Origin of the sequence: Gelatiniphilus marinus, assembly GCF_042684345.1 — a bacterium.
GTDB classification, from domain to species: domain Bacteria; phylum Bacteroidota; class Bacteroidia; order Flavobacteriales; family Flavobacteriaceae; genus Gelatiniphilus; species Gelatiniphilus marinus.
Genome location: NZ_JBHULK010000002.1, coordinates 63,112 through 89,157 on the forward strand (window position 1 = coordinate 63,112; position 26,046 = coordinate 89,157).

The following is a 26,046-nucleotide window of genomic DNA, read 5'->3' on the forward strand; positions in this document are numbered from 1 at the left end:
CGAATAAAAAGAGGCAATTATTCTTTAATTGTTATTGATTTGTTTTAGAATTAATGCGACAGATTGCTGTATTGTTAATAAACTCCTCGGCAATGTCGATAATTTTTCTAAATGGCGATTATCGCCTTCCTTAGCAGCATACCTGCTCAGGTTCAATGGGTATGATCTCAGCCTTTTGGAAGTTAAAAATTAAAAGCTAAAAGTTAAAAGTCTAAATTTTTAGACTGCTAACTGAAAACTGATGACTGCTAACTGAAAAAGCACCCCTTTTTTGAGAACGCTGCAAAGTTAAATAACAATTAATAATTAACAGTTAAAAATTAATAATTTTTTAATCGAAATCTGGTTTTTTTCGATTCGCCTTTTTCTCTGAACGATGCCGTTTGCTCTTCAATCGTTTTCTAATAACCGATTTTGGAATTTTAGTTGGAATTCGTTTTTTAGGAACAATTAAAGATGAAGTTATCAAAGCTAAAAACCTCTTAATTACCAAATCTTTGTTTTTATGCTGGCTTCTGCTTTCCTCGCACTGCAAAATTAGCAGGCCGTCTTTGGTTAACCGTTTTTTTAGCTTGTTTTGCAAACGTTCTTTTTGATGGGCGTTAAGCGCAAGTGATTCTAACACATTAAAAACCAACTCAATTTTTGAAGATACCTTATTTACATGTTGTCCGCCAGCACCAGAACTTCTAACGGCTTTAAATTTTAACTCTTGTAAAAGGGCTTCTTTATTAATCATGCCAAATCTTGGTGCTCGGGTTTTAGCAAATCGTTTACCGTTTTTACAGGATTAAAGGTTTCTACGGGTACTTCAACAAAAATAGAATTCCAATAGGCCATACTACCATTCCACAGCCCAGGTAGTTCCAGTGCTTTTATATCAACACCGTTTTGGGTTTTCATGGTTATAAAAGCCGCCTCGGGATCTACAAAATTTAAAAGATTGAATTTTTCGCCCTTGTAATTTTTGGTGCTACAAACCAAATCGGTTGGGTTAAAATGGGTTGCGTTTTCAACAATTTTGGCTTGTTGGGTATTCTCAATATCTATTTGGGCAAACTCCGCTATTTGTAGCGATATGTTGCCGTTTTCATCCTTAACCCAAAATGGGCCACCTCCGGGTTCGCCTTCGTTTTTAACCATGGCGCAAACACGAATGGGTCGGTTTAGTTTATCTTGTAAATACGCTTTCTTTTTTTTTGAAGGTAAATCATCAAATTCATCGCCAATGGGAACATTCATTTTTGTCGATAAAAACATGGCTATTTTTAGCATATCTGCTTCAGAAACGGATTCGTCATCCAATTTATGTAAAAACGAAAAAGCTTCCTCTTGGGCTTCAATAAGCACGCCGGCAATGAGTTTTTTGTACTTGGCTAGTTTTTTGTTACGATTAAAAACCACGATGTTATCTACGTTTTTAATAAAAATAAGATCGCTATTTATGGCATTCAAATTTTCAATTAACGCGCCATGGCCAGCGGGACGAAACAAAATAGAGCCATCTTCGTTTCTGTAAATCTCATTATTTGTTGTTAAGGCTACGGTTTCGGTTTCTTCTTTTTGATACGAATACGAAACGTTAAAAACCGTGTTTGTTTTTTGTTCTAAATCTGCTTTAATGTTGTTTAATTCCGAATCAAAATACGGATGGTGTTTTTTAGAAACCGTAAAATGAAGGTTCGCTTTGTTTTTTGAAGAAGCATACAAAGTCGATTCCAATAAACGCTCATGAAACGCCGTAATAGCTCCTGTTTTATAGTTATGAAACGGCAACAATCCTTTAGGTAAAAAACTATAGTTTAAAGCATCTTCGCTCAACATGGTTTTTACAAATTCTAAACACGCTTCGTCTTTTGTTAAGCTCTCAAAATTGGGGTGTATCGCTTTTGCTTTCGATAAGACTTCGCTGTAAAACGGAAAGCTTTCTAAATTTGAAACAAAGGTTTTTATAAGCTTGTCGTTATGCCTTTCAGCATATTCTTCGATGGTTTCTTTTGAAGGGTTGTAGTTTTTTAAAAACTGAAACAAAAATTTGAACATACGTGTAGCTGCACCCGATGCAGGTACGAACATAACGATGTTTAAACTGTCTCTTTTGGCATCAAATAATGCAGCAAAATTCTGTGTTTCAGCTTCATTATAACTTTTAATGCCATTACCAATATTTGCTGCTTCCACCAAATTAGAATAAGACATCCCGTTTTTTATGCGGTTAACCTGGGCTTCAATCTGCTTTAGGGTTGTGCCTTTTTTTTCAATATGTTGAATATCTTTTTCTGAAAACATTAGTCTTTAAATTTTAGTAGTTTATCAATATGTTTAATTGCAGTTTCTAATCGTTCTTTTTTATTGCCTTTTAGTAAAACATAGGGTCTGTTATTATTTATTAAAGCATTTTCAAAAGCTTGAAACATTTCTTTTCTATGCTCTGGTTTATCGCGTAAATCATCAGCTTCCCAAGGCGTATCAATATACGTTAAAAAGTATAAATTGTAAGTATTCTGTAAGGCATATTTTTCTAAAATGGGGTCGCAGGTTCCTAAATAATAAGCTTCGGAATATACCTTGGTTTCCAGCAAATCGGTATCGCAAATTAAAACGGTATTGGTTTTTTGCGCCAATTCGTTTTCAAGTCTCATTTGTCCTTCAGCAATGGGCAATAAATCTTTGGGCTCGCAGGTTTTACGCTCGTTATTCCATTTGTTTTGTAAATATTCGCGTGCATATTCGGGCACCCAAATAGAATTGTAGTATCTGGCCAATTGCCTTGACAATGTTGTTTTTCCTGTTGATTCTGGGCCAAATAAAACTACTTTTATGCAGTTTGCGGGTTGCTGTTTAAGTTTTTCTTCCATGCTAAATAACCAAATATGGCAATAAATGTAAAGCCAAGATATTGAAAACTAGTAAATGTAAAGCCTTTGTAAAAATATAACGGTATGGAAATTAAGTCTCCAATAATCCAAAACACCCAATTTTCAAGTTTTCGTCTTGCCATAAGCCACATGCCAACAAAAAATATGGCGGTTGTAATGGTGTCAACATAAGCAACCCAACTAGTCCATTTATCAAAGGTTTTATATACCAAAAAAACAAATAAAAGCGTTGCTAAAAATATAAATGCACTTATTTTTTTTTCGTTGAAAGTCATTCTGGTAATAGGCGTTACCTGAGTTTCGTCAATTTTTCTAGTCCAAATATACCAGCCGTAAACACTCATTATAAAATAATAAGCGTTTATCATCATATCGCCCAACAATTCCCATTTAAACAATAAATACACAAAAATAACGGTGCTAATCATTCCTGTTGGAAACACCAAAACATTATTTTGTTTTGAAAACCAGACGGAGAGAAAGCCAAAAATAACGGCTATAATTTCCAGAACAATGTCAATGGTTTGATAATCGGCATATTGCTCAAATAAAAGCTCAAAAATGAGGTTCATAATCCTGTCTATCTGTTTTTACTATTTTTATGTATAGCAAGCCATTTTCAATAAGTTGGAAGGCTTCTTTTATTTCATTTTGAAGTAAACTCATCACCTCATCATAATCGCCATAAACTTGTGTGCTTAAAGGGTTTTCTAAAACTTTAAGATTTGATGTTCTTAATTTTTTTATAAAATGAATGATTGCTGGTTCGAAATCATTCTGTAAAGGTGTTAATGTTAATTCTACTGATATTTTCATAACTTGTTTTTGTCATTCCCATGAAGGTGGGAATCTTTATCTATTTAATGAGACGCTGAGATATTGAAACACTCCCGATAGCTATCGGGAGTGAATCTCTATTTTATGAGATACTGAAACAACACTTCGGCTGCGCTCAGTGTGACAGTTCAGCATTGCAAATTACTTTAGTAAATCGTTAAAAAACGATTCGTCTTCCTCAAAAGCAGTACCAATAACAACTAAATCTGCCCCAGATTGGTATGCTTTTTCTAATTGTTGTTTATTTTTTATGCCACCGCCAACGATTAACGGAATTTTTATGTCTTGTTTTATTTTTGTAATTGTTTCTGCACTTACAGGATTTAAGGCGCCGCTTCCAGCTTCTAAATATATAAGTTTCATACCTAACAATTCTCCAGCTTTTGCCGTATCGACTATGTTTTGAATGTTGTTTCTATCCATGGGCTGTGTTTGTGTTACACGCTCAACGGCGGTTTGTTTGCCGCTTTCAATTAAAATATAACCTGTTGACAATATTTCTAAATTTGAGTTTTTTATTTTTGAAATAGACGCCACGTGTTTCCCGATTAGGTATTCTGGATTTCTGCCTGAAATTAAAGATAAAAACAAAAGCGCATCGGCTTTATTTGTTATTTGAGTAACATCGCCCGGAAACAAAACAACAGGTAAACCAGTATTTTTTTTTATTTCAGAAACCAGTATTTCAGTCGCTTTATCTTCAACGGTGCTGCCTCCAACAAAAATATGGGTTGCGCTAGATCGATTTACTTTTTTAAAGAAACGAACCGCATTTTCAACATAAAACTTCTCAGGGTCTATTAATACCGCCAATAACCTTTCTTTGGCAGAAATTGATTTTAGTATGTTTTGATATATCTTTCTATTAGCCACAAATACACGAATGATGGTTCGAAAATTCCAAAAAGCAAATTCTAAATATCAAAATGCTTAAAAGTGTTTTCATTTACCTATTTTCTTTCTTTTTGATTCTATTAAATGGCATACGCACAAGTAAAACCTTCAAACTCTAAAAAATTAATATTGTACCGGTGTTTTTTTGTTTTATAATCAATCCAAGCTACGGTTTCTTTATCATATAAATTAAAAGGAATAACCAAACAGTGCTTTTTAAAACTCAATCCTGGTGTGGCGTAAAGCTTGTACAACGATTCTTTTACACACCAAATAGCAGTAAGTTTTTTTATGTAATCGGCATCGTTTTCATCTAAATAGCCAAACTCGTAATCAATAAACTTGTGCGCGATAATATTAATTTTTTGGCGTTGTTTTTCAATATCAATTCCAACTATATTATCACTTACAATAACTGCCGAAAAATTAAAAGAATGGGTTATCGAAATGTGTTTTCCATCTTTTAAATGGGGCTTTCCGCAGTCATCGTAAAACAAATCGTCATCAGAATATCCAAATTCAGCCAATAATTTCCGAACGCTTAAAAATCCACGTTGATGCAGCTCACTTTTCATACCCAAAACACGCTCTAAACTGTTAGGTTTTAACGTAACGGATTGAAACAAATCGTTATACGACTCAGAAATCTTCCAGATTTTAACAGTAGTTTGTGAGTTTGGGGTAATGGTTTTATAAAGCGGCATTTAAAATTATGAAAGTTATTAGTTATCTTTGCACTGCCTAAGGCGGATTTGGCTTTTTTTAATAAGCGAATTTAACCAAAATTAGTGCTAAGTCCCAAAGGCAATTCATTTAAAAAACAAAGAAAAAATACTATGAGCACAAAAACAATTCCTTACGTAGCCAATAAAGTAAAAGATATATCGCTTGCCGATTGGGGACGCAAAGAAATAGAATTAGCAGAAGCCGAAATGCCGGGGCTTATGAGCCTTCGTGAAGAATACAAAGACTCGCAACCCTTAAAAGGCGCACGTATTGCTGGTTGTTTGCACATGACGATTCAAACGGCAGTTTTAATTGAAACCTTGCAGGCTTTAGGTGCCGAGGTTACTTGGAGTTCTTGTAATATTTTCTCTACACAAGACCAAGCTGCTGCTGCCATTGCTGCTGCTGGAACCGCAGTTTACGCCTGGAAAGATATGACCGAAGAAGAATTTGATTGGTGTATCGAGCAAACCCTATTTTTTGGCGAAGACCGTAAACCGTTAAACATGATTCTTGATGATGGTGGCGACTTAACCAATATGGTTTTAGATAAATACCCAGAATTGGCGGCAGGCATTAAAGGTTTGTCTGAAGAAACCACAACAGGTGTTCACAGACTATACGAGCGCGTAAAAAACGGAACATTGCCAATGCCAGCAATTAACGTAAACGATTCGGTTACCAAATCTAAATTCGATAATAAATACGGTTGTAAAGAATCTGCGGTTGATGCCATTCGTAGAGCAACAGATATTATGCTAGCCGGAAAACGCGTAACCGTTTGTGGTTATGGCGATGTTGGTAAAGGTACAGCGGCCTCTTTTAAAGGTGCCGGAAGTATTGTAACCGTTACCGAAATAGACCCAATTTGTGCATTGCAAGCTGCCATGGACGGTTTTGAAGTGAAGAAATTGGAAACCGTTGTTGCCAATTCTGACATTGTAATTACCACCACGGGAAACAAAGACATCGTTCGCGCAGAGCATTTTAAAGCTATGAAAGACAAAACCATAGTTTGTAATATTGGGCATTTTGACAACGAAATACAAATGGCTTGGTTAAACGAAAACTACGGAAACACCAAAAACACCATTAAGCCACAGGTTGATAAATATACCATTGACGGAAAAGATATTATCATACTTGCCGAAGGGCGTTTGGTAAATTTAGGATGCGCCACAGGCCACCCAAGTTTTGTAATGAGCAACTCGTTTACCAACCAAACCTTAGCGCAAATCGAGCTTTGGAACAACGCCGATGCGTACCAAAACAATGTATATATGTTGCCAAAACATCTCGATGAAAAAGTAGCAAAACTACACTTAGCAAAAATAGGCGTAGAGTTAACCGAGTTAAAACCCTATCAAGCCGAATATATTGGCGTAACGGTTAATGGTCCTTATAAACCAGAGCATTACAGATATTAATTTTGTCATTCCCACGAAGGTGGGAATCTTATAAACTGAAACTAAAAACAAAATCCCAAGCAGCACTGTTTGGGATTTTTTTTATTTGGGCGTTACCACAAGGGTCGGGCTTTCACTACTCGCTCCCTCCTGCGTCGGGGAGCTCAAACAAGCCGTTCAATCCCTAACGCAATCTATCCGCCAGCATCGTTTTTAACGTCAAGTTTCTTACCTTTTTAAATAAATTCACGATTTACCGAATTTAGTTTGGAAGTGCCGTTTTTTAAATTAAATTTGTAACCAATGTATAATGTTTAATAACGTGGTTATGAAAGAATATTTATCCTTAGCTGAAACAGCAGAATTGGTTGGAAAATGTAAAGAAACACTAAGAAGATGGGATAAAGAAGGCATATTAAAAGCAGTAAGAGAACCCGTTTCCAATTATAGGGTTTATCGTAAAAAAGACGTACAGCAATTGTTAGGAAATTTATTTAATACAGCCGAAACCGATGAGGTTTCAAACTTTACCAAACCGCAAAACGATTATTCGGTTTTAGAGCTTTTTGCAGGAGCCGGTGGGCTTGCCGTAGGCATGGAACAAGCTGGATTGAAATGTGTTGCTTTAAATGAGATTGACAAATGGGCTTGCCAAACCCTACGAAAGAACCGCCCAAATTGGAATGTATTAGAAGGCAATATAAAAGATTTTACATTTGAAGAATACAAAGGAAAAGTTGATGTGGTAACTGGTGGTTTTCCCTGTCAAGCATTTAGCTATGCTGGAAAAAAACTAGGGCTAAATGACGCCAGAGGCACGTTGTTTTATGAATTTGCCAGAGTGGTAAAACAAGTAAACCCCTCTATTTGTATCGGCGAAAATGTTCGAGGCTTATTAAGCCACGAAAAAGGAAAAACATTAGAAGGGATGATTTCAATACTCGATGAAATTGGATACAATGTTGTCCCTGTTAAAGTTTTAAAAGCCATTAATTATAGAGTACCTCAAAAAAGAGAACGCCTGATTTTAGTTGGAATCAGAAAGGATATTGAAGTTAATTATGAATACCCAAAACCTCATAAAAAGATATTCAATTTAGTTGATGCTCTTAAAAAAGGAGAGCTATATAATTGCAAAGTTCCCAAATCAGAAGGATCAAAATACCCTGACCATAAAAAAGAAATACTGGATTTAGTGCCACCCAAAGGCTATTGGAGAGATTTACCTCTAGATATTCAAAAGGAATATATGGGAAAAAGCTTTTATTTAGGTGGAGGAAAAACTGGAATGGCAAGAAGAATAGGTTGGGATGAACCAAGCTTAACATTAACTTGTAGTCCTGCACAAAAACAAACCGAACGCTGCCATCCGGATGAAACCAGACCTTTTACTGTTAGGGAATATGCCAGAATTCAAACTTTTCCTGATAATTGGCATTTTGAAGGCTCCGTTTCTCAACAATACAAACAAATAGGTAATGCAGTACCAGTAAATCTAGCTAAAGAAATCGGTTACTCTATTATTTCGTTTTTAAATAAAGTTTACGAAAACAAAGAACTAAAAGAAAATCAACCAAAAGCTTTAGTTGTTTAAAGCCCCAAAACCATCATAATGACAGAAATTCTCAAAAGTAATTTCATCTAAAATATTTCTATTGTTTTTTTAGCATTTTCGGAAATATCCGTTAAGGCACTGGTTTCGCTTTCAGATTTACCCTCAATGTTTTTCAAGAAATCATCAATCGCTTTTGGTAAGATTTTATATAATTTAAAAAGCGCATTCCTATCACCTGTTAGCATACTGTAGAATTTATCTCCAGAAATCATATAAACTCTACTATGGCTATATTCTTTACCGTTAATTATGCCTTCCCACTTTTTCTCGAAACTTTTCTTTGCTAAAATTTGAACTAAATAGCATTTTGCTTGCCTATTATCGTCTGCAAAGCGCGCTAGTTTTTGAAAAGCACTTTCAGCAGAACTACTATTCATTGTATTGTGTTTATTCTTTACTTCTGCAAAAATAGAATCGTCATCGGCTTTTATATCATAACCACTAAGTTTCCCATGGGAATACCCCTTAACACCGCCTAAAATTTCCTCGTGAAAAGTTCCAATGGCATTATTAACAGATTTATCAATTTGTCGAGCCATTTCTATTTTTAATAAATCTTCTTCGGATATTTCATTAAATTTCGAATCAAATGTCAACTTAAAAACATCAACCTTATTGTTTAATACTTTGATTTTGTAAATTCTTTTTTTGCTTCTAAATACGATTGATGCAAGTTAGAAATACATTGTAAAAAATGGGCATCAGTTATAAAATCGAGATAGTTGTTTTTCGAATCGCTCATGAAATTCTTATATTAGAATAGTTTATGGATTACGAATATAAGAAAATAAAAGTCCCGAGATTCAATGAAGAATCTGGTTTCTACACCACCAGGAAACGCTCTAAAATAATGAGTAAAATAAAAAGTAAAAACACCAAACCGGAATTGCTGTTCAGAAAAGCGCTATGGGCTAAAGGCGTAAGGTATCGTGTAAACTCCAAAAAACTTTTTGGCAAACCCGATGTGTCTATTCAAAAACACAAGCTAGCTGTTTTTATCGACGGTGCATTTTGGCACGGGTACAATTGGCAGGAAAGAAAAGCTCAACTTAAATCCAATCGCGGATTTTGGATTCCTAAAATAGAGCGCAATATGCAACGCGATAAAGAAGTAAATTTAGAATTGAAAAATTTGGGCTATACCGTTTTTAGGTTTTGGGACCACGACATAATAAAAGAACTCGACAAATGCATTAACGATGTGATGGTTTATATTTATACGGGCGAAAACCCGTGAATTTCATGTCGCTTTTGGCGTTTTATTTTAAAAAAATGCAATCTCTATCGCAGGAAATTTAAAATTTACCAAATCTCCTAAAAGCAACTATAAACTGATAATATATATAACCAATAAATATTCTAGAGAAAAAACTAACAACATACGTCCCTGTGGTTAACTCATTTGCTGGAGCCAATGATGATAGTTTGTGAGCAGGATTAGCTATAACAATAAGGTATCTAAAATTTTCGTAAAACAAATCCCAAGTATTATTACCATTTAAATCAAAGTAAATTGATTTAAATGACAAAAGATTAAAAGCTTGGAAAACTATAACTAAAAATAAAAACCATCCAAAAGCCCTTAATGGAGATACTCCATTGTTATTTGAAAACTTATTCATTAGCAAAATAAGTTTCTCATCCCAAAAGCTCAAATTTTTTACGTTTTCAAGTGATTTTAAAGCAACAGCCTTCATTTTTTGGGATTCATAAATATTTCCTCCTTTATCAAATGCCAATTTTAATTCTAAAAATAACTCATATTGTTCTCTATAGAACACTGGATCAATTTTGTTAGGATAATAAACACTTTTTGTACTTTTAATTTGTTTTTCTATCGTTTTCACACTAGGGAAAATACAAGAAGTAATTTTTGTATTTACAAATGAAGATTTATAGAAAGCTATTTTTTTAAAATTATTAAAGTTAATTCCATAAAACCAAGTATTATCTAGAACAGAATTTTTAATCTCAAAATAATTATATTCCTTATTTGATTCAATTTCCATTAAATTAAAATTGCCAACAGGAGAAAATTTATAAAGAAAAATATTTTCAATAATTAAGTTTTCAATTGTAACTTGACCTTCAGGATGACCTCTTAGAGTAAGATTTCTTAATCTTCCCTCTTTTACTGAAGTGTTTTTATGACCAAATCCATTAGTGTAATCTAATGATAGAGATATATTTAATTTTTCTATATCAGATTGAGGAATAGAACACTTTGCTCTGTGTTTTTCTCCAAACTTAATTTTATCAAAATCAATAATATCCTCAAAATCTCCTAAACTTATTGGCTTTTCATTAGTATAGAATGTCATTTTCTTTACATCTTTAACATCAAATTTAGTTTCTGTTTTTATAATTTCATTGTTACTTCTAAAAAGTCTTTTCCATACTTGATAATAAATATTCTCCTTTGTATAGCTTATCTTTAAATTGTTACACCCTTCTATGTAGAAAGATCCAAAACAATTATTTATATATAAAAATTTAACAAATTTATTATGAATATCAAAACGTTCAAAATGACTACTAAAACAATGAATTATTATATTATTTGTTGAAATAAATGACCCTATCAATGAATTAACAAGACAACCTTTAAAACTTATCCTAAATTCTACATCAATATTTCCATTTGTTGTAATAGAAACTTCGTTATTAAAAAAGCATCGTTCGAAAACAAGTCTAGGACTTATTATTCTTAGTCCCGTTATTTTATCATAAGAATCCCTATCAATCCTTATTCTAACTGGCTCATCAAAATCTACATCTTCATAAATATACTTTTTATCAAGATAAGGGTCTATAATTATCATTTTCTATAAAAAATCTTATTTATTAAATATAAAAAACCTTTCTCGAAAAAGAAAGGTTTCTTGTTTTATAAGTTATAAGAGCATAATTACTCATCCACCACATCCTCTTCAAAATACCACCACAAGCTAGAGTCGATGGATTGCTTCATTTTATTTATGTCTGCACCTTCTTTCAAGAAAACCGTAATGTTTTCGCCTACTCGGTTTTGCCCAATGCTTTCCCTTATCTCAATCATTTCAATTTCCTTAAAATGCTCTAAATGTTTTTTTATTTTAGCGCCCAGGTTTTCATCGCTTAAAAAAACCTTGATGGTTTGTTGTGTTGGGGAGTTTCTAATTTCTGATCTAAACGGTAGCATAATAAATAATTTTAAGTAAAACAATATGCAATAGCCTAAGTTAAGAATTTAATCGATATCTTTTAAAATAAATTTAAACCATGGCCAATAAAGAATATAAGGTTTTACATACTTTATTAATGGAAATAGAGCAGCATATCCCTTTAAAGGATAAAACCAATTCTAAGGTTACAACATCCAGTATTGGTTGGCAATTAGACCATAGTTTAAAAGTTTTTAATGCTGTTTGCGAATGGACAATTAATTCTAATCCGAAAGATTACAAACGAAAATTTAGTTTTTGGCGTACGGTTTTGTTCCCCATTGGTTACATTCCCAGAGGAAAAGTTAAAGCTCCAAAACTAGTACAGCCACCAAATATTATTTTAGATGAAGATTTAAAAGCCCAATTGCAAACCGCAAAAAAGCATATTGATGCTTTAAAACCCTTACCTGAAAAAGCGTATTTCAAGCATTTTATTTTCGGGAAATTATCTAAAAAGCAAACGTTGCGGTTTTTAGAAATGCATACCAATCATCATTTAAAAATTGTGCGAGATATTTTGAAAGCATAAAAAAACCTTTCTGTAAAGATGATGTTACAGAAAGGTTTTAAATATCTAAAAGAAATAATTTCTATGCCTCAAAAGGCTCAATAGAAACGTAAGATTTGTTGTCTTTTTTCTTTGTAAATTTTACAAGACCATCAACTTGCGCGTGCAATGTGTGATCTTTTCCTTGGTAAACATTTTCACCTGGGTGATGTGTGTTACCACGTTGTCTTATGATAATGTTTCCAGCAATGGCAGCTTGCCCACCAAAAATCTTAACACCTAAGCGTTTCGATTCTGATTCTCTACCATTCTTAGAACTACCTACTCCTTTTTTATGAGCCATTGTCTTAAGTTTTTATAGTGTTAATAATTAGCTTAATGCAGCAATTAAATCGGCTTTTTTCATTGAAGAAATACCTTCAATCCCTTTTGCTTTAGCCATCTCCTTTAATTCGGCAACGGTTAGTTTGCTTAAATCTTGGGTAGCCTCAGTTTTTGGAGCTGCGGTTTCAACTTTTGCTTCTTCTTTTTTTGGAGCTGCTTTTTTAGCTCCCGAAGCAACAATGCTTTCTATTACGATTTCAGATAAAGATTGACGGTGTCCGTTCTTTACACGGTAACCTTTACGTCTTTTCTTTTTGAAAACGATTACTTTATCACCTTTAAGGTGCTTTAAGACTTTTGCACTAACCTGTGCTCCGTCTATAGCTGGGGCGCCTACAGTTACATTGTCTCCATCTCCAATTAAAAGAACGTTATCGAAAGAAACTTTCTTACCTTCTTCGGTTTGTAAACGGTTAACAAAAACTTTTTGGTCTTTTTCAACTTTAAATTGATGCCCTGCTATCTCTACAATTGCGTACATAGCGTATTTAATTTGTTAATTTGTTAAAAAATTGAGCCTGCCTGCCGGAAGGCGGGTGCAAATATAAAGCTAAATAATTAAATTGCAAAGGTTTTATTTCTTTTGCATGCTATTTCCGGTGTTTTTAAAAAGCTGTATAGCACTAAGTGTTGAAACTACCGTTGTAGCTACTTCCATTATTGCGACAATAAAGGTAATGATGCCTATATCTGCCTTAAAAACGAATTAATGGCACCTGGTAAATTAGATGAAAAACCGGTAACGATACCGGTTTTTAAACCTAAGCCATAAGAAAACGATTTAGATTTTTTTATTTTTTATAATCTAAAAGCTAACAATGTGCCAAAAAAGTTAATAACCTTGCCAAAATTAAAAAAAATAAGCAACTATTAGTGGGCTTGTTACAAGACCAAAACGAACAGAAAGTGCTAATGTTTTCAATTTTTGTAATTATTAAAATATTGAATTACTGATTTATACTCCGCATAAAAAATCTTTTCGAATTTCTTAAAAATGTATGAGTTAAATAGAAGAAATTATTGGTAAAAAAATCCCCGTTGATTTCTCAATGGGGATTTTTTGTTTATAAAGGTTCTTTTTAATTAAAAATTATATGATAAACTTAATTTAAAGTTTCTGCCTCTACCTGGGTAGATTTGGTGCGTTGCTTGTTCTGATGCATAAGCTGCATCATAATAATATAAATCATCATCAGACAGTGAATTGTCAAAATACAATTTATCCGTAAGGTTTTCAATATTTAAGCCTATTCTTACATTGCTAGTTGCATTGTAGTATAGTGTGCCATTCATAACCGTATAGGCTGGTAAACTTTGGGTATTTCTTGGGTTTTGAAACGCTTTACCAACATAGTTAACACCTAAGCCCACACCTAAACCTTTAAAATAATTATCGAATTCATAATTAATCCAAGAATTTATTTGATGTTCTGGCGTCCAAGGGGTTTTGTTTTTAGATAGGTCTGTGTCTCCGGGCTCTGGAGTGTATTTATCGAAATAAGCATTTGTAAATACATACCCTAACTTAAGGTATAAGCCCTTTGCTGGTTGAGCATCGGCATCTAATTCTATACCTGTAGATGTTGCGCTTCCAACTTGCTCTCTAACATTATGCCCTACAATTAAATCGTTTTTCTTAATGTAGAACCCAGATAAGGTAACGTTTAATTTGTCTGTTTCTTCTAACTTTACACCACCTTCTATTTGATAACCCGATTCTGGTATAAATAACTTCCCTGTTCTAGTATCTTGAGAGCGTATTGGCCTAAAGAAACTTGATACCGAACCGTATGTCGTTAAAAAGTCTTTAACCGGTTGGTAAGAAAATGCTAGCCTGTAGCTAAAATTAGTTTTACTGTCTGAAAAAGTATCTGGAGAAGAATTTATTGGACGCCGCGCTTTATCGTAAGTGCCGTTAAAAATATCTAATCTACCCCCTAAAAGCATTTTAAATCTATCGGAAAACGTGATCCAATCTTGTAAATAGATTCCAGTTACATATTCTTTTATAGAAATCATTCTTGCAGGCGTTACTTGTCTTACCCCTGGGTTAACAAAATCGTCAACAGGTAAATCTAATTCTGAGTCTCCAACAACAATATCACCATAAATAGTTTCTCTATCTAAATAGGTAAACGAGGTTCCTGCAATACTTTTGTGCTTTAGCGAACCTGTATCGAAATAGAATGTGTAATCTAATTGGTTACTTAGTGGTTTTGTGATATGATTAAAATGATAAGGGCCATTTCTTCTGGAGAAAGTTTCTGTTGTTGTGTTGTAAAATAACACCTCATCCATTAAATAATCGATACTATCATCGTAATAAGATAAGTTATTGGTTAAGGTTGAGCCATTGTTGAAAAAATGAGTGTATTTTAATTGAAATTCTGTTTTCTCATTTGTTAAATAATCGTTTGGATTTGCAAAGTTAGTTTCTGGATTAATACCCGCTAATGGCTTACCATCTGGAGTTCCAGGAACACCTGTATCTGGACCGTAATAGTCGTTATTATACTGTGCATATAAGTCTAATTTGTTTCTATCGTCTATTCTATAGTCTAAATGCAAAGACATGTTGTTAGTGTTTTCTTTAACATCTTTCCAACCATCGGTCTTACCAATACCAGCATCAAACCTATAACGAATTTTATCGGTAAGTGGCCCTCCAACACCTGCAACCATGTTGTAAGTATCGTAGCTTCCAGCTGTAAATTTAAAATTACCAGATAACTCGTTTGTCGGTTTTTTTCTAATAATATTAACAATACCACCTAAAGCAGAATGTCCAAACATTGTACTTGAAGGCCCTTTAAGCATTTCTATACGCTCTACGTTGGCAAAATTGGCAACTGGGGCACTACGGGTAATGGTATGGCGTTCGTCTCTAATACCGTCATATAATAAAACAAAATTATCAAAACCTCTAATATTAAAGAAGTGGAATCCGCCGTAACGATTTACAGAATGTAAGCCTGCAATACTTTTTGAGGCATCTTCGATATTCGTAATATCCATTTGGTCTAATAACTTAGCACTAATGGTATGCGTTGTCATAGGCGCTTCAAGATTTTTAATGTTAAGCTTGTTAACTTTTAATCGACGCTCCATTTTTATGGTAGCCTCGGTTAACTGCGTAATTTCTTCTTGCAACCTTACATTAAGCACTTGGTTTTGTTGTGCACTGATATCTTTTTTAATGGTTCTAAAACCGATAGCAGAAAATAATAGAGCTTGTCCATCTTGAGGTACTTGTAAGGTGTATTTACCGTCAAAATCTGTTGCGGTTCCAGTGGAGGTGTTTTCTAAAACAATGGAAACACCAGGAATGGGAACATTGCCTTCATCGGTAACGGTTCCAGTAATTGTAATGTTTTGCGCCATACTTGTAAGACTATACAAGCATAAAAGGACTGTAAAAAATTTGTTTTTCATTTTTGTGTTTAATTAAAAATTGGTTTTAGTTAATCTAAATAAGTATTTATGTTTAAGCATAGTAAGCCTTTCGTAAGCATTGGCATACAAATCGTCTTTACTATTAAAAGTGATAAAATTATTGGCTTCAAATTGCTTTAGCTGAACTTCAAAACCGTTTTTATTGAAAACTTTAACAATATCGTCTAAGGTGTGCAACACTAATGGCGTGTTTGCCCACTGGTCTATTTTTTCGATAAAGCGATTGAGGTTAGACAGTTTACTAAAGTCAGTAAAAGTGAAGTAATAGACACCATTCTCGTTTAAATAATTAAAAATTTGTTGTGCATGAGCCTCTAAATCTTCAATAAAAAATAAGACAGAATTACTTACTACGACATCAAATTTTTGAGGCGTTTTGTTTGCAAATTCTTCAGTTGTATAGTAGCTTACAGGTAAATTTTCTTTTCTCTGATTAGCGGTTTTAATAGCCTCTACAGATAAATCTATACCAACAGCATTTTTAAATGGGTACTTTTTGTAAAGGTGTTTTAAAAAAGCCCCTTGACTACAGCCAAAATCTAAGACTGCATAGTCTTTAAAATCTTCTGGTAGATATTCGCTAATGGTTTGTTGCCACTGGTTAAGGTGGCTGTCCTCCATCTCTTGCTCAAGTGCAGCCCCCTCTTTAGTCCATGTTGTGAATGTTTTCATTTTTCGGTTTAATTTAAATTATAAGCGATATGATTTTTACCACAAGTTTTGTGTTGGTAAACATCTACATCTATATTAAACGTGTCTTTTATTGTAGTTTTGTTAATAACATGGTTCGTGGTACCCGATGTTACAATTTGTCCTTGTTTTAAAACAACAAGGTTGTCGCAGTATAAAGCGGCAATATTAATATCGTGAATGGCAGCTAAAACAGTAACCCCTAAGTTCTTTACAATATTCATAATGCCTATTTGGTGCCCAATATCCAAATGGTTTGTAGGTTCGTCTAAAATTATAAAGTCGGCTTCTTGTGCTAAAACACGGGCAATAAGTACACGCTGTTTTTCGCCTCCCGAGAGTGTGTTAAAGAACCTATTTCTGTATGATGTTAAATTGAGTTTTTCTAAAGTTTCATCAACAATTTTCTTGTCTGCTTTAGAGTAGTTTTCTAGGGTTTTTTTATGAGGATATCTGCCCATTTGTACAACTTGCTCTACCGAAAAATCGAATTGACTACCACTTTCTTGAGCTAATACTGCAATTTTTCTAGCGCGTTCTTTTCTTGGCATAGTCAGCAGATTTTTGTTTTCGAAAAAAACACTGCCTTTATCTGGTGTGTTTACACCGTAAATACATTTTAGAAGCGTAGACTTTCCTGCTCCGTTTGGACCTAAAACACCAATGAAAGAATTTGCTTCCACATCTAAACTAATATCACTTAGAATATTAGTATTGGCAGTTTTAAAGCTTAGATTTTCTATACTTAGTTTCATGATTTACTTTTTTTAAAAGAATAGTTAGAACGTGTTAACATCCATAAAAAGAAAGGGCCTCCTATTAGCGACGTGATAATACCGATAGGAAGATCTTTTGGGTAAATAATATTTTTTGCAAAAAGATCGCAGCACAGTAAAAAAATTGCGCCTATAATACTAGATAGTATCAGGAGTTTTTTATGATTATTTCCACAAACCAATCGGGTTAAATGTGGCACAACCAACCCCACAAAACCAATAGCACCTGTAACGGTCACTAAAACCGAGGTAAGTAGTGAAGTAAGAATAACTACTATAGATTTAATCACATTAACATTCATGCCCAACATAATGGCATTGTCGTCTCCAAAAAGTAATAAGTCTAAAGATTTTGAAATACCCACAGATAAAATTAGTGCAATTAGAAGGGCAATTAAAGGAAGTAATAAAACGCTCCAAGTCGCACCACCAAGACTTCCCATACTCCAAAATAAAGCCGATTTAACTTGATTAGAATTTTCTGCCATAGAAATTAACAAATCGGTTAATGCCGAAAAAATTGTTGAAATGGCAAGTCCGCTTAAAATGAGTCGGGTTGTAGAAGAACTTTTGCCATATTGTGTGCCAATTACAAAAATTAAAATACTACAAACGATGGTTCCTAAAAATGCGCCACCTGTAACCGAGGCAATACCTACCGATGCACCACCTATTATGATAATAAAAACGGCTCCCGTAGAAGCCCCAGACGCTAAACCTAAAATATACGGGTCGGCTATCGGGTTTTTAGTAACACTTTGCATAAGCACACCACAAACAGATAAACCAGCTCCACAGATAATAGCAAGTAAGGCTCTTGGAATTCTAATTTCCCATATTATCGTCTCGATAAGGGGTTTCCATTCTGGATGAAAAATTTCTGAAGCAAAAATTTTATTGACACTTATCTTATATGCCATTAAAGGACTTATATTGGTTGCAAAAGCACCAATAGATAAAACAAATAGCACACAGAGTATAAGAGAAAATGTAATAATATAATATTTCATTAATTTAAACCTTGTTTTTCAAATAAAGAGTGGAAACAGAAACCCAAATGGACTTCAAAAAACTAAAACACTAATTAAGGGTAGTGGGGTAAATTATTTATAAAACAATTCATTCATTTTAATTATCACATCAATATTTCTAATACCTGGCGCCACATTGGCAAGAAGCAACGCGTGTATGTTGTTGTTTTTTATTGCGCTTACGTTTTTTAAAGCAGGATGATTTTTTAAAAAGTTAATTTTATCTTCACCAGAAACCCCATCGGCGGTTACATATACAAAAATGATGTCGGGGTCTTTTTCTACAATACTTTCATAAGACACCATTTCGTAGTTATTAGTGAGCTCTTTGTATATATTTACGCCATTCGCTTCTTCAATTAAATTACTCACTAAAGCACTTGCAACATAAGCTCCATTATCAAGGGTTCCCATAACAACGGCTTTAACCTTTTTGTTTTCTGGAGCGGTTTTAAAGCTGGTTTTTGCTTCTGCTAATTTATCTTTCAATTCTTTTACAAGAGTATTTGCCTGGTCTTCTACATTAAAAATTTTGCCAAGTTCTATAAAGTCGCTGTATACCGTTTCTAGCGTTGCATTACTTTTAATAGAATTTAAAACATAAGGATAAATGTTATTTTGTAACAGTTCTTGAGCATCACCAGTAGTTTGTGGCTTAATGGCATCGCTCCAGCCAGAAACAAAATCGGGATTAAGTAATAAAAAGGCTTCTTTAGAGATCATGCTGTGATGCCCTTGCATTTTATTAGGTATTTTATCGTAAGCTGCTCTTAAACTTTCGTGTATTTCACCTTCAGAAGTACCTAAAATTATATTGTCTTCTAAGCCTAAGGCCAATAACATTTCTGTTAAAAATTGAGAAAAAATAACTGCGCGCTCTGGCGTTTTGCTAACTGTAACCTCAGCCTTGGTAGTGCCATTATCGAATGTGTAGCTGTAAGATGTACTGGCATTATTATTTTCAATCGAAACTTTGGTGTTTTTAGAATTTTCTTGTTTACAAGACGTTATTATTGTTAAGCAAACTAGAGCTACCAATATTCTTTTTGGTGTCATTAATAAATTTCTAAGCATTATTTTTTAGTTTATTTTAAATAAATTCATAATATTATTTGACGAATTCGTAATACCAAAGCGGTAAAAAATATATGGGTTACACCCAAATTAATAATATTTTTTTACAAATTCGTAATACTCATTGTTCAAAAATTTTTTTAAGTGCAAATATAGAAAACAATTTACGTATGGTCGGTGCTTTTTTATAATTTTCCTTGAGAATTCTATTTTTTCTTTTAATATAAACCTTTAACCGCTTCTTTTGTTAGATTATGCATAGCAATTAATAAAATTTATCTTGCGAAGATTTGAAAAAAAAGAATAGGTTTTATTGCTTTTGGATATTGTTTCCGGTGTTTTTAAAAAGTTGCATTACTGTAAGCGTAGAAACCACAGTTGTTGCAATTCCCATTATAGCAACAATAAAAGTAATTATGCCTATATCTACCTTAAAAACACCATTAATGGTATCCAGTAAATTAGATAAAAAATCGGGATTGATTTCGGTGGCATAAAACAAGAAGAACACAGAAAAGAATGCCGTTGCAGAAAAACCGGTAACGATACCTGTTTTGAAGCCTTCGCCATAAGAAAACGATTTAGGATCTTTTAGCTTTTGTAGCCTAATGGCTTCAAATATGCCAAAAAAAGTAATAACAGCGTTAAAAAAACTAAAAAAGGGATTACTTTGTTTATCAAACATCGCCAAAATTAAAAAATAAGCAACTAGTACGGCACTTGTTACAAGGCCAAATCGAACAGAAAGCGATATTGTTTTCATTAACGTAAATGTTATAATAGTTTCAATTTCGTGAAAAATATCCATATATACAATAATTTCTTAATTGCTTGGTATAAGAGTAAGGGTTTATTACTTTTATAGGCTGTAACATTTTACAAAAACCACATACTTATACCTTAATTAATTTTTAATTTAAAACAAAATGAAAAAAAGACTGTGCTTACTGGCATCAATAGTTTTAACAGGAATTACTGTTTTTGCCCAAGAAGTGAAATTTGAAGAGTTTGATTTAGACAATGGATTACATGTCATTCTTCATCAAGACAATACGGCTCCTGTTGTAATAACATCTGTAATGTATAATGTTGGAGGAAAAGATGGCGATAGATCTCGTACAGGATTCGCTCACTTTTTTGAGCATCTTTTATTTGAAGGCACCAAAAATATTGACCGTGGCGAATTTATGAAAATTATTCCTGCAAACGGCGGCACCTTTAACGCCAACACCTCTCAAGACAGAACCTATTATTACGAGATTTTTCCGTCTAATAAACTAGAATTAGGCCTTTGGTTGGAGTCCGAGCGTATGCTGCATCCGGTTATCGATCAAGTGGGTGTAGATACCCAAAACGAGGTTGTAAAAGAAGAAAAACGCCAACGTTACGACTCACCATACGGAGGGATTTTAGAAGCCATAGGCTCTAATTTATTTAAAGTCCACCCTTACAAAGATCCAAATATTGGCTATATAGAGCATTTGGATGCTGCAACTTTAGAGGAATTTAATGCTTATTTTAAAAAGTATTACGGCCCAAACAATGCTGTTTTAATTGTTGCTGGAGATATTGATGTAGAAAAAACCAAGAAATTGGTTGGCGATTACTTTAATGAAATTAAAAGAGGCCCAGAAGTTGTTAGGGATTTTCCTGAAGAAGCCCCTATTACCGAAACCATAAAAGCAAAGGCCTACGACAAGAACATCCAGATTCCGGCCATTTTAGCCTGTTACAGAACACCAGGTTTTGGTACGCGAGATGCTTATGTTTTAGATATGATATCTTCTTATCTAAGCGGCGGAAAAAGCTCTGTGCTGTACAAAAAATTGGTAGATAGACAAAAGCAAGCGTTACAGGTTCAAGCTGTTAACCTAGGGCAAATGGACTATAATATATTTGCTCTATTTGCATTGCCTTTGGGCGAAACGACTCTTGAAACTTTACTATCTGAAATGGACGAAGAAATAGCAAAAATGCAAAACGAGTTAATTTCAGAACGCGATCACCAAAAGCTTATCAATCAATTCGAAAATCAATTTGTAAACTCAAATTCCAGTATTGCAGGTATAGCCAGTTCTTTAGCAACCTATTATTTGCTTTATGGCGACGTTAATTTAATTAACAAAGAAATTGATATTTACAGATCTATTACTAGAGAAGAGATTCAAGCCGTGGCAAAAAAATACTTGAGCCCAAACCAACGATTAGAATTAGAATATTTACCAAAAAAAGACGATCAGTAAGATGAAAACAACATATAAAACAACAACTAAAATAGCTGCTTTAATCCTAATGTTTTTTATAAGCATTAGTCTTAATTCGCAAATAGACAGATCTAAACTGCCCGAAGCCGGACCAGCTCCAAAGATTACCCTAGAAACTCCACAAGAGTTTAAATTAAAAAACGGGCTTAAAGTGCTTGTGGTAGAAAACCATAAATTACCTAGGGTTTCTTATTCGCTGCGTATAAACAACAAACCCATTGTATCTGGAGATAAAGCTGGTATAGAAAGCTTAATTAGTAGCATGATGGACAACGGTACAACTACAATCCCTAAAGACAAATTTAACGAAGAGATAGACTTCTTGGGCGCTAGGCTTAGTCTGGGCGTAAGCGGTGGTTTTGCAAGTACATTATCAAAATACTCAAACCGTATTTTAGAGCTAATGGCAGATGCGGCAATAAATCCGCTATTCTCTCAAGAAGAGTTTGATAAAGAAAAAGCAAAACTTTTAGAAAATTTAAAAGCAAACGAAAAAGATATTGATGCCATAACCACTCGTGTAGGCAATGCTTTATCTTACGGCACCAATCACCCGTATGGTGAATTTACAACAAAAGAAACCGTTAATAATGTAACTTACAATGATGCTGTTGGCTTTTACAACAAACACTTCAACCCCAATAATGCTTATTTAGTAGTTATTGGCGATGTAAAATTTAAATCCATAAAAAAACAAATTAAAAAGCATTTTAGCCCTTGGCAAAAAACCAAAGAAGCACAAGTAGATTTGCCAGTGGTAAATGCCAATCTGGATAATACACAAATTAATTTTGTAGATTTTCCAAACGCAACCCAATCCAGTATTTACATTACAAACAATGCCGATTTAAAAATGAGCGACCCCGATTATCACAGCGCTTTAATAGCCAACAATATCTTGGGCGGTGGAGGCGAAGGCTACCTGTTTAAAAACCTTAGGGAAGAGCATGGCTACACCTACGGAGCGTATTCAAGGTTAAGTGCCAACCGCTACGGTGCTGGCCGCTTTAGCGCTACTGCCAAGGTAAGAAACATGGTTACAGACAGTGCTGTGGTTGAAGCCTTAAAAGAAATTAACAGAATAAAAAACGAACCCGTAAACCCTCAAACGCTTAAAGATGCTAAAGCTAAATACGTTGGTAACTTTATAATGAGTTTAGAAAGACCGCAAACCATAGCTAATTTTGCTTTAAACATTAAGCTCAATAATTTGCCAGAAGATTTTTACTCAACATATTTAAAGAAAATAAACAACGTAACAGCAGAAGATGTAAAGCGTGTTGCCAATAAGTATATTAAGTCTGAAAACGCAAGAGTACTTGTTGTGGGTAAAGGAAGCGAAGTAATAGAAAACCTAGAGAAAACAGGTATTCCAATTGCTTATTTCGACGCTTATGCCAATAAAGTTGAAAAGCCAACTTACCAAATACCACTACCCGCAGACATAACCGCAAACAAAGTACTTAACGCATACATTGCGGCAATTGGTGGCAGAGAAAATTTGGATAAAATAAATTCTGTACTAATTAATGCAGAAGCCGAATTGCAACCTGGTGTAATGATGAATTTAGAAATGAAGAAAACTTCTAAAAAGCAATTCTCCCAAGAAATCTCTGCCATGGGGCAAAGCATGATGAAACAAGTTTTTAATGGAGAAACCGGTTATATGGTAATGAGAGGCCAACGTAAAGACATGACAGATGATGAGTTGAAAAAAACCTTGGCAACAAGCTCTCCTTTTCCAGAGGTTAATTACTTAAACCAAGATGTTACCCTAGAAAAAATAGAAAAAATAGATGGCGAAAACGCCTATAAAATTAAAGTCTCTAACGAACTGAGTTCTTATTACAGCTTAGAAACAGGGCTTAAAATTAAAGACGAACAAACTACACCGGCGGGAGCAAGCTCCATATTTTATTCTGAATACCAAACGGTTTCTGGAGTAAAATTCCCCTTTAAAATGGGGCAAACCATGGGGCCAAGAAAAATAGATTTCGCAATAAAAGAAATTAAAGTAAACCAAGGCGTTAGCGATGTGGATTTTAATTAGCGCACATTAGCCAAAAATTATATAAACCGAAGCTTAAACGCTTCGGTTTTTTTATCAATATAAAAGCGCATCCACAAGTTATTGTTAAAACAGTATTATACATTTATCTTAGCTTCTATTTGTAATTTGGTATAAGCAAGTAAAAAGATATATTTGTTTTTTCATGTAACAAGCCGCTTAATTTAGTAGTTTTGTAATTATAAATGGCATTAAAATATTTAACAAATAAAATGTTTTAAATCGTTAACAAATACATTTACTAATTTAAAATACACCCAAATGAAAACTTTAAAAAACATCATTGCAATAGCAGTAATTACACTTTTTGCTTTTAGCTGTAAAAACGAAACCAAAGCTGAGGTTAAAACGGTTGATGCAACCTCGGAAACCGTTAAAACACTAGACCCAAATGCAACTTACGCTAAAGCGGAATTTACTATTGATGGCATGACCTGTGAAATTGGATGCGCAAAGACCATCGAGAAAAAAATAGCGAAAATGGAAGGCGTAAAATCGGCTAAAGTAGATTTTGACAGAAAACTAGCCATGGTTGAATACAACGACGCTAAGGTTACCCCAACATCGCTTGAAGAAACCGTAACCAAAGTTGCAGATATTTATAAGGTTAGCGACATGAAAACCGTTGAAGGCTTTTCTGCTAATAAAGCCTGTGATGCAGATTGCGCCAAAGCCTGTTGCGCCAACAAAACCGATGCCGAGAAAAAAGCCTGTGCCGCCGATTGTAAAAAGGCGTGTTGCGCTAAAAAAGCATAACTCTTTTTTAATATTGAATTTTAGACCTGTCAGTCCCGAAACTTCGGAACTGACAGTTTTTTTGCATAAAAAATTCTTCTTAACGTGTTTTTAAACGGTTTTATGGTGTTTGTATGTTTTTATTAATAAATTGGTGAAATAGATGGAATTTTAAAACTAAAATAGTAATCATCATAGTCGTCATACGATATTACTACAGGAGAGCTTTTAGCAAAACCATCGGCAGGCACAGGGTATTCAGATTGTATCTCGCCTGTTTCGGCGTTTAACCCAAATACCCCTAGAGGCGTATTCACATAAACTATATCATAATAAGATTCTACGGTAGGCGAACTTTTTATAGGGCCAGCATTAAGATTGGTTTTCCAAATTAAAGCCCCATCGTTGCTATCAATACAGTACAAAATTCCATCATCACTACCAAAGTATATTCCGTTCTCTGATGCTGTACCAGTAGAAGTATTGTAAACTGGAGAGCTTTCAATAGCACCACCAGCTTGAAATTCCCAGATTACACTACCTGTTTCTGCATTTAACTTATACATCTTAGCATTGTTACAGCCCACATAAAGATCTTTATTGTCCCATGTGTAAGGTGAACTCTTAAAAGCACTTCCTGCATCAAATTCCCATATCACTTCCTTTTTAGGAATGTCTAACGCATAAAGTTTTCCTATATCATTTCCTATAATGATTTTTCCTGATGCCTCATCAAAATTCCCTACCCTTACAGTAATGTTCACAGGGCTACTTCTTACCGCACCTCCGGTATCGAACCTCCACCATAAATCTCCAGCATAGGCATTAAGGGCGTAAACATAACCATCGTCGGCACCAAAAACCACTAAGCCATGGCCGTCCACATGTACGGCGCTACTGTGTATGGGTGCATTATTTTCAAGCGTGTAGCTCCAATATTCATCTCCGTTGCCATGTAAGCTTACAAATTTGCCTGCGGTATTGCCCGCATATACAAAATCTTCTTGTCTGTTTTCACCAGAATTTGCACTTCCATAGGTATGGTTAAAATGATACGTAAAAGCGGTAACTGTGGCGGTTAGTGGAGCACCAGTATCATAAGCCCAAAGGCTCTCCATAGGTTCGTTTATACGTTTGTGGTATTTGTGTATGTGCCCATCGCCACCAGCAAAGTAAAGTTCAAAATCTCTAGTTCCCGACTCATGACCACCATAATACGTAACAGGTGTTACGGTGCCTTCGGAGTTAGGGCCTACATTAAAATTATCGAAGGCTTCAATATCGTTTACTATTCTAAAATCTTGATTGGCTACGCGCGAGTCCTTTAGAGCCGATAAACCATTTTCGGTAACCACATAAATATCGATGTTGAAATCTGAATCAATTTCTGATAGGGTTTCGGTTTTATCACAGGCAAAAAAACATAGTGCGCCCATGATAATTAAAATTTTTAATGTTTTCATTTTTAGCTTTTTTAATTAAACAATGCGCTATTGTTAA

At 34.2% G+C, this 26,046-nt stretch carries 26 protein-coding genes; 7 read left to right on the plus strand and 19 right to left on the minus strand.

The annotated features are described in order from the left end of the window. Window positions 1-331: 331 nt before the first annotated feature. The 7 genes from arfB to ACFSQS_RS05465 all read right to left on the minus strand — a co-directional run bounded on the left by arfB (window position 332) and on the right by ACFSQS_RS05465 (window position 5,314). Window positions 332-739 (minus strand): alternative ribosome rescue aminoacyl-tRNA hydrolase ArfB, encoded by a 408-nt coding sequence (gene arfB, locus ACFSQS_RS05435; protein WP_388015323.1) that lies wholly within the window; start codon window positions 737-739, stop codon window positions 332-334. Continuing rightward, window positions 736-2,289, minus strand: a complete 1,554-nt coding sequence (locus ACFSQS_RS05440) for a DUF4301 family protein (RefSeq protein WP_388015326.1) — start codon at window positions 2,287-2,289, stop codon at window positions 736-738. Before ACFSQS_RS05440 ends, arfB begins: the two co-directional genes overlap by 4 nt. Then, window positions 2,289-2,858, minus strand: a complete 570-nt coding sequence (locus tag ACFSQS_RS05445; protein ID WP_388015329.1) for an AAA family ATPase — start codon at window positions 2,856-2,858, stop codon at window positions 2,289-2,291. The genes ACFSQS_RS05440 and ACFSQS_RS05445 overlap by 1 nt, the downstream gene beginning before the upstream one ends. Further along, window positions 2,819-3,451, minus strand: a complete 633-nt coding sequence (pnuC, locus tag ACFSQS_RS05450) for a nicotinamide riboside transporter PnuC (RefSeq protein WP_388015332.1) — start codon at window positions 3,449-3,451, stop codon at window positions 2,819-2,821. The genes ACFSQS_RS05445 and pnuC overlap by 40 nt, the downstream gene beginning before the upstream one ends. Beyond that, window positions 3,435-3,695 (minus strand): thiamine-binding protein, encoded by a 261-nt coding sequence (locus ACFSQS_RS05455; RefSeq protein ID WP_388015335.1) that lies wholly within the window; start codon window positions 3,693-3,695, stop codon window positions 3,435-3,437. Before ACFSQS_RS05455 ends, pnuC begins: the two co-directional genes overlap by 17 nt. 162 nt (window positions 3,696-3,857) lie before the next feature. Beyond that, window positions 3,858-4,589, minus strand: coding sequence for a geranylgeranylglyceryl/heptaprenylglyceryl phosphate synthase (locus ACFSQS_RS05460; RefSeq protein ID WP_388015338.1), 732 nt, complete (start codon window positions 4,587-4,589; stop codon window positions 3,858-3,860). A gap of 101 nt (window positions 4,590-4,690) precedes the next feature. Further along, on the minus strand, window positions 4,691-5,314 hold the full coding sequence (locus ACFSQS_RS05465) for a 4'-phosphopantetheinyl transferase family protein (RefSeq protein ID WP_388015341.1): 624 nt from the start codon (window positions 5,312-5,314) through the stop codon (window positions 4,691-4,693). A 132-nt stretch (window positions 5,315-5,446) separates the two neighbouring features. On the opposite strand from ACFSQS_RS05465, the gene ahcY reads away from it, so the two are divergent. Beyond that, on the plus strand, window positions 5,447-6,763 hold the full coding sequence (gene ahcY / locus ACFSQS_RS05470) for an adenosylhomocysteinase (RefSeq protein ID WP_388015344.1): 1,317 nt from the start codon (window positions 5,447-5,449) through the stop codon (window positions 6,761-6,763). Window positions 6,764-7,064: 301 nt separating this feature from the next. After that, entirely contained in the window at window positions 7,065-8,336 is a 1,272-nt protein-coding gene (gene dcm / locus ACFSQS_RS05475) for a DNA (cytosine-5-)-methyltransferase (protein ID WP_388017195.1), read from the plus strand. 47 nt (window positions 8,337-8,383) lie between these two features. Here the strand turns inward: dcm and ACFSQS_RS05480 are convergent, their stop codons facing one another. Further along, window positions 8,384-8,953, minus strand: coding sequence for an Eco47II family restriction endonuclease (locus tag ACFSQS_RS05480; protein WP_388015347.1), 570 nt, complete (start codon window positions 8,951-8,953; stop codon window positions 8,384-8,386). Between the two features lie 170 nt (window positions 8,954-9,123). On the opposite strand from ACFSQS_RS05480, the gene ACFSQS_RS05485 reads away from it, so the two are divergent. Then, entirely contained in the window at window positions 9,124-9,594 is a 471-nt protein-coding gene (locus ACFSQS_RS05485; protein ID WP_388015350.1) for a very short patch repair endonuclease, read from the plus strand. Between the two features lie 58 nt (window positions 9,595-9,652). On the opposite strand, the gene ACFSQS_RS05490 is transcribed toward ACFSQS_RS05485, so the two are convergent. Then, window positions 9,653-11,179 (minus strand): hypothetical protein, encoded by a 1,527-nt coding sequence (locus tag ACFSQS_RS05490; protein ID WP_388015353.1) that lies wholly within the window; start codon window positions 11,177-11,179, stop codon window positions 9,653-9,655. Between the two features lie 86 nt (window positions 11,180-11,265). Next, a complete protein-coding gene (locus tag ACFSQS_RS05495) occupies window positions 11,266-11,538 on the minus strand; it encodes a hypothetical protein (protein WP_388015356.1) in 273 nt (90 codons plus the stop codon). 80 nt (window positions 11,539-11,618) lie between these two features. Here ACFSQS_RS05495 and ACFSQS_RS05500 point away from each other — a divergent pair, with 80 nt between their 5' ends. Beyond that, a complete protein-coding gene (locus tag ACFSQS_RS05500; RefSeq protein ID WP_388015359.1) occupies window positions 11,619-12,092 on the plus strand; it encodes a DUF1569 domain-containing protein in 474 nt (157 codons plus the stop codon). A gap of 61 nt (window positions 12,093-12,153) precedes the next feature. Here the strand turns inward: ACFSQS_RS05500 and rpmA are convergent, their stop codons facing one another. The 8 genes from rpmA to ACFSQS_RS05540 form a co-directional block, all read right to left on the minus strand. After that, on the minus strand, window positions 12,154-12,414 hold the full coding sequence (gene rpmA, locus ACFSQS_RS05505) for a 50S ribosomal protein L27 (protein WP_034041951.1): 261 nt from the start codon (window positions 12,412-12,414) through the stop codon (window positions 12,154-12,156). A gap of 27 nt (window positions 12,415-12,441) precedes the next feature. After that, on the minus strand, window positions 12,442-12,936 hold the full coding sequence (gene rplU / locus ACFSQS_RS05510; RefSeq protein ID WP_388015363.1) for a 50S ribosomal protein L21: 495 nt from the start codon (window positions 12,934-12,936) through the stop codon (window positions 12,442-12,444). 602 nt (window positions 12,937-13,538) lie between these two features. Beyond that, a complete protein-coding gene (locus ACFSQS_RS05515; RefSeq protein WP_388015366.1) occupies window positions 13,539-15,887 on the minus strand; it encodes a TonB-dependent siderophore receptor in 2,349 nt (782 codons plus the stop codon). 12 nt (window positions 15,888-15,899) lie between these two features. Then, window positions 15,900-16,580, minus strand: a complete 681-nt coding sequence (locus ACFSQS_RS05520) for a class I SAM-dependent methyltransferase (protein WP_153267847.1) — start codon at window positions 16,578-16,580, stop codon at window positions 15,900-15,902. Between the two features lie 8 nt (window positions 16,581-16,588). Beyond that, entirely contained in the window at window positions 16,589-17,353 is a 765-nt protein-coding gene (locus ACFSQS_RS05525) for an ABC transporter ATP-binding protein (protein WP_388015370.1), read from the minus strand. Continuing rightward, the gene (locus tag ACFSQS_RS05530) at window positions 17,350-18,384 is read right to left on the minus strand and encodes a FecCD family ABC transporter permease (protein WP_388015373.1); all 1,035 of its coding nucleotides are present in this window, start codon (window positions 18,382-18,384) and stop codon (window positions 17,350-17,352) included. Before ACFSQS_RS05530 ends, ACFSQS_RS05525 begins: the two co-directional genes overlap by 4 nt. Before the next feature lie 93 nt (window positions 18,385-18,477). Beyond that, window positions 18,478-19,479 carry an ABC transporter substrate-binding protein gene (locus ACFSQS_RS05535; protein WP_388015376.1) on the minus strand — a complete coding sequence of 334 codons (1,002 nt, stop codon included), beginning with the start codon at window positions 19,477-19,479 and terminating at the stop codon, window positions 18,478-18,480. Window positions 19,480-19,789: 310 nt separating this feature from the next. Further along, window positions 19,790-20,242, minus strand: coding sequence for a DUF4199 domain-containing protein (locus ACFSQS_RS05540; protein WP_388015378.1), 453 nt, complete (start codon window positions 20,240-20,242; stop codon window positions 19,790-19,792). A gap of 163 nt (window positions 20,243-20,405) precedes the next feature. Between ACFSQS_RS05540 and ACFSQS_RS05545 the strand changes: the two genes are divergently transcribed. From ACFSQS_RS05545 to ACFSQS_RS05555, 3 genes are all read left to right on the plus strand, one after another. Further along, window positions 20,406-21,722: a M16 family metallopeptidase gene (locus ACFSQS_RS05545; protein WP_388015381.1), complete on the plus strand. Its 1,317-nt coding sequence runs from the start codon at window positions 20,406-20,408 to the stop codon at window positions 21,720-21,722. A gap of 1 nt (window position 21,723) precedes the next feature. Next, complete coding sequence (locus ACFSQS_RS05550; protein WP_388015384.1) at window positions 21,724-23,793, plus strand: M16 family metallopeptidase; 2,070 nt, start codon at window positions 21,724-21,726, stop codon at window positions 23,791-23,793. Window positions 23,794-24,072: 279 nt separating this feature from the next. Continuing rightward, the gene (locus ACFSQS_RS05555) at window positions 24,073-24,567 is read left to right on the plus strand and encodes a heavy-metal-associated domain-containing protein (protein ID WP_388015387.1); all 495 of its coding nucleotides are present in this window, start codon (window positions 24,073-24,075) and stop codon (window positions 24,565-24,567) included. Window positions 24,568-24,689: 122 nt separating this feature from the next. Here ACFSQS_RS05555 and ACFSQS_RS05560 read toward each other — a convergent pair whose 3' ends face one another. Continuing rightward, on the minus strand, window positions 24,690-26,009 hold the full coding sequence (locus tag ACFSQS_RS05560) for an outer membrane protein assembly factor BamB family protein (protein WP_388015390.1): 1,320 nt from the start codon (window positions 26,007-26,009) through the stop codon (window positions 24,690-24,692). Between the last annotated feature and the right edge of the window lie 37 nt (window positions 26,010-26,046).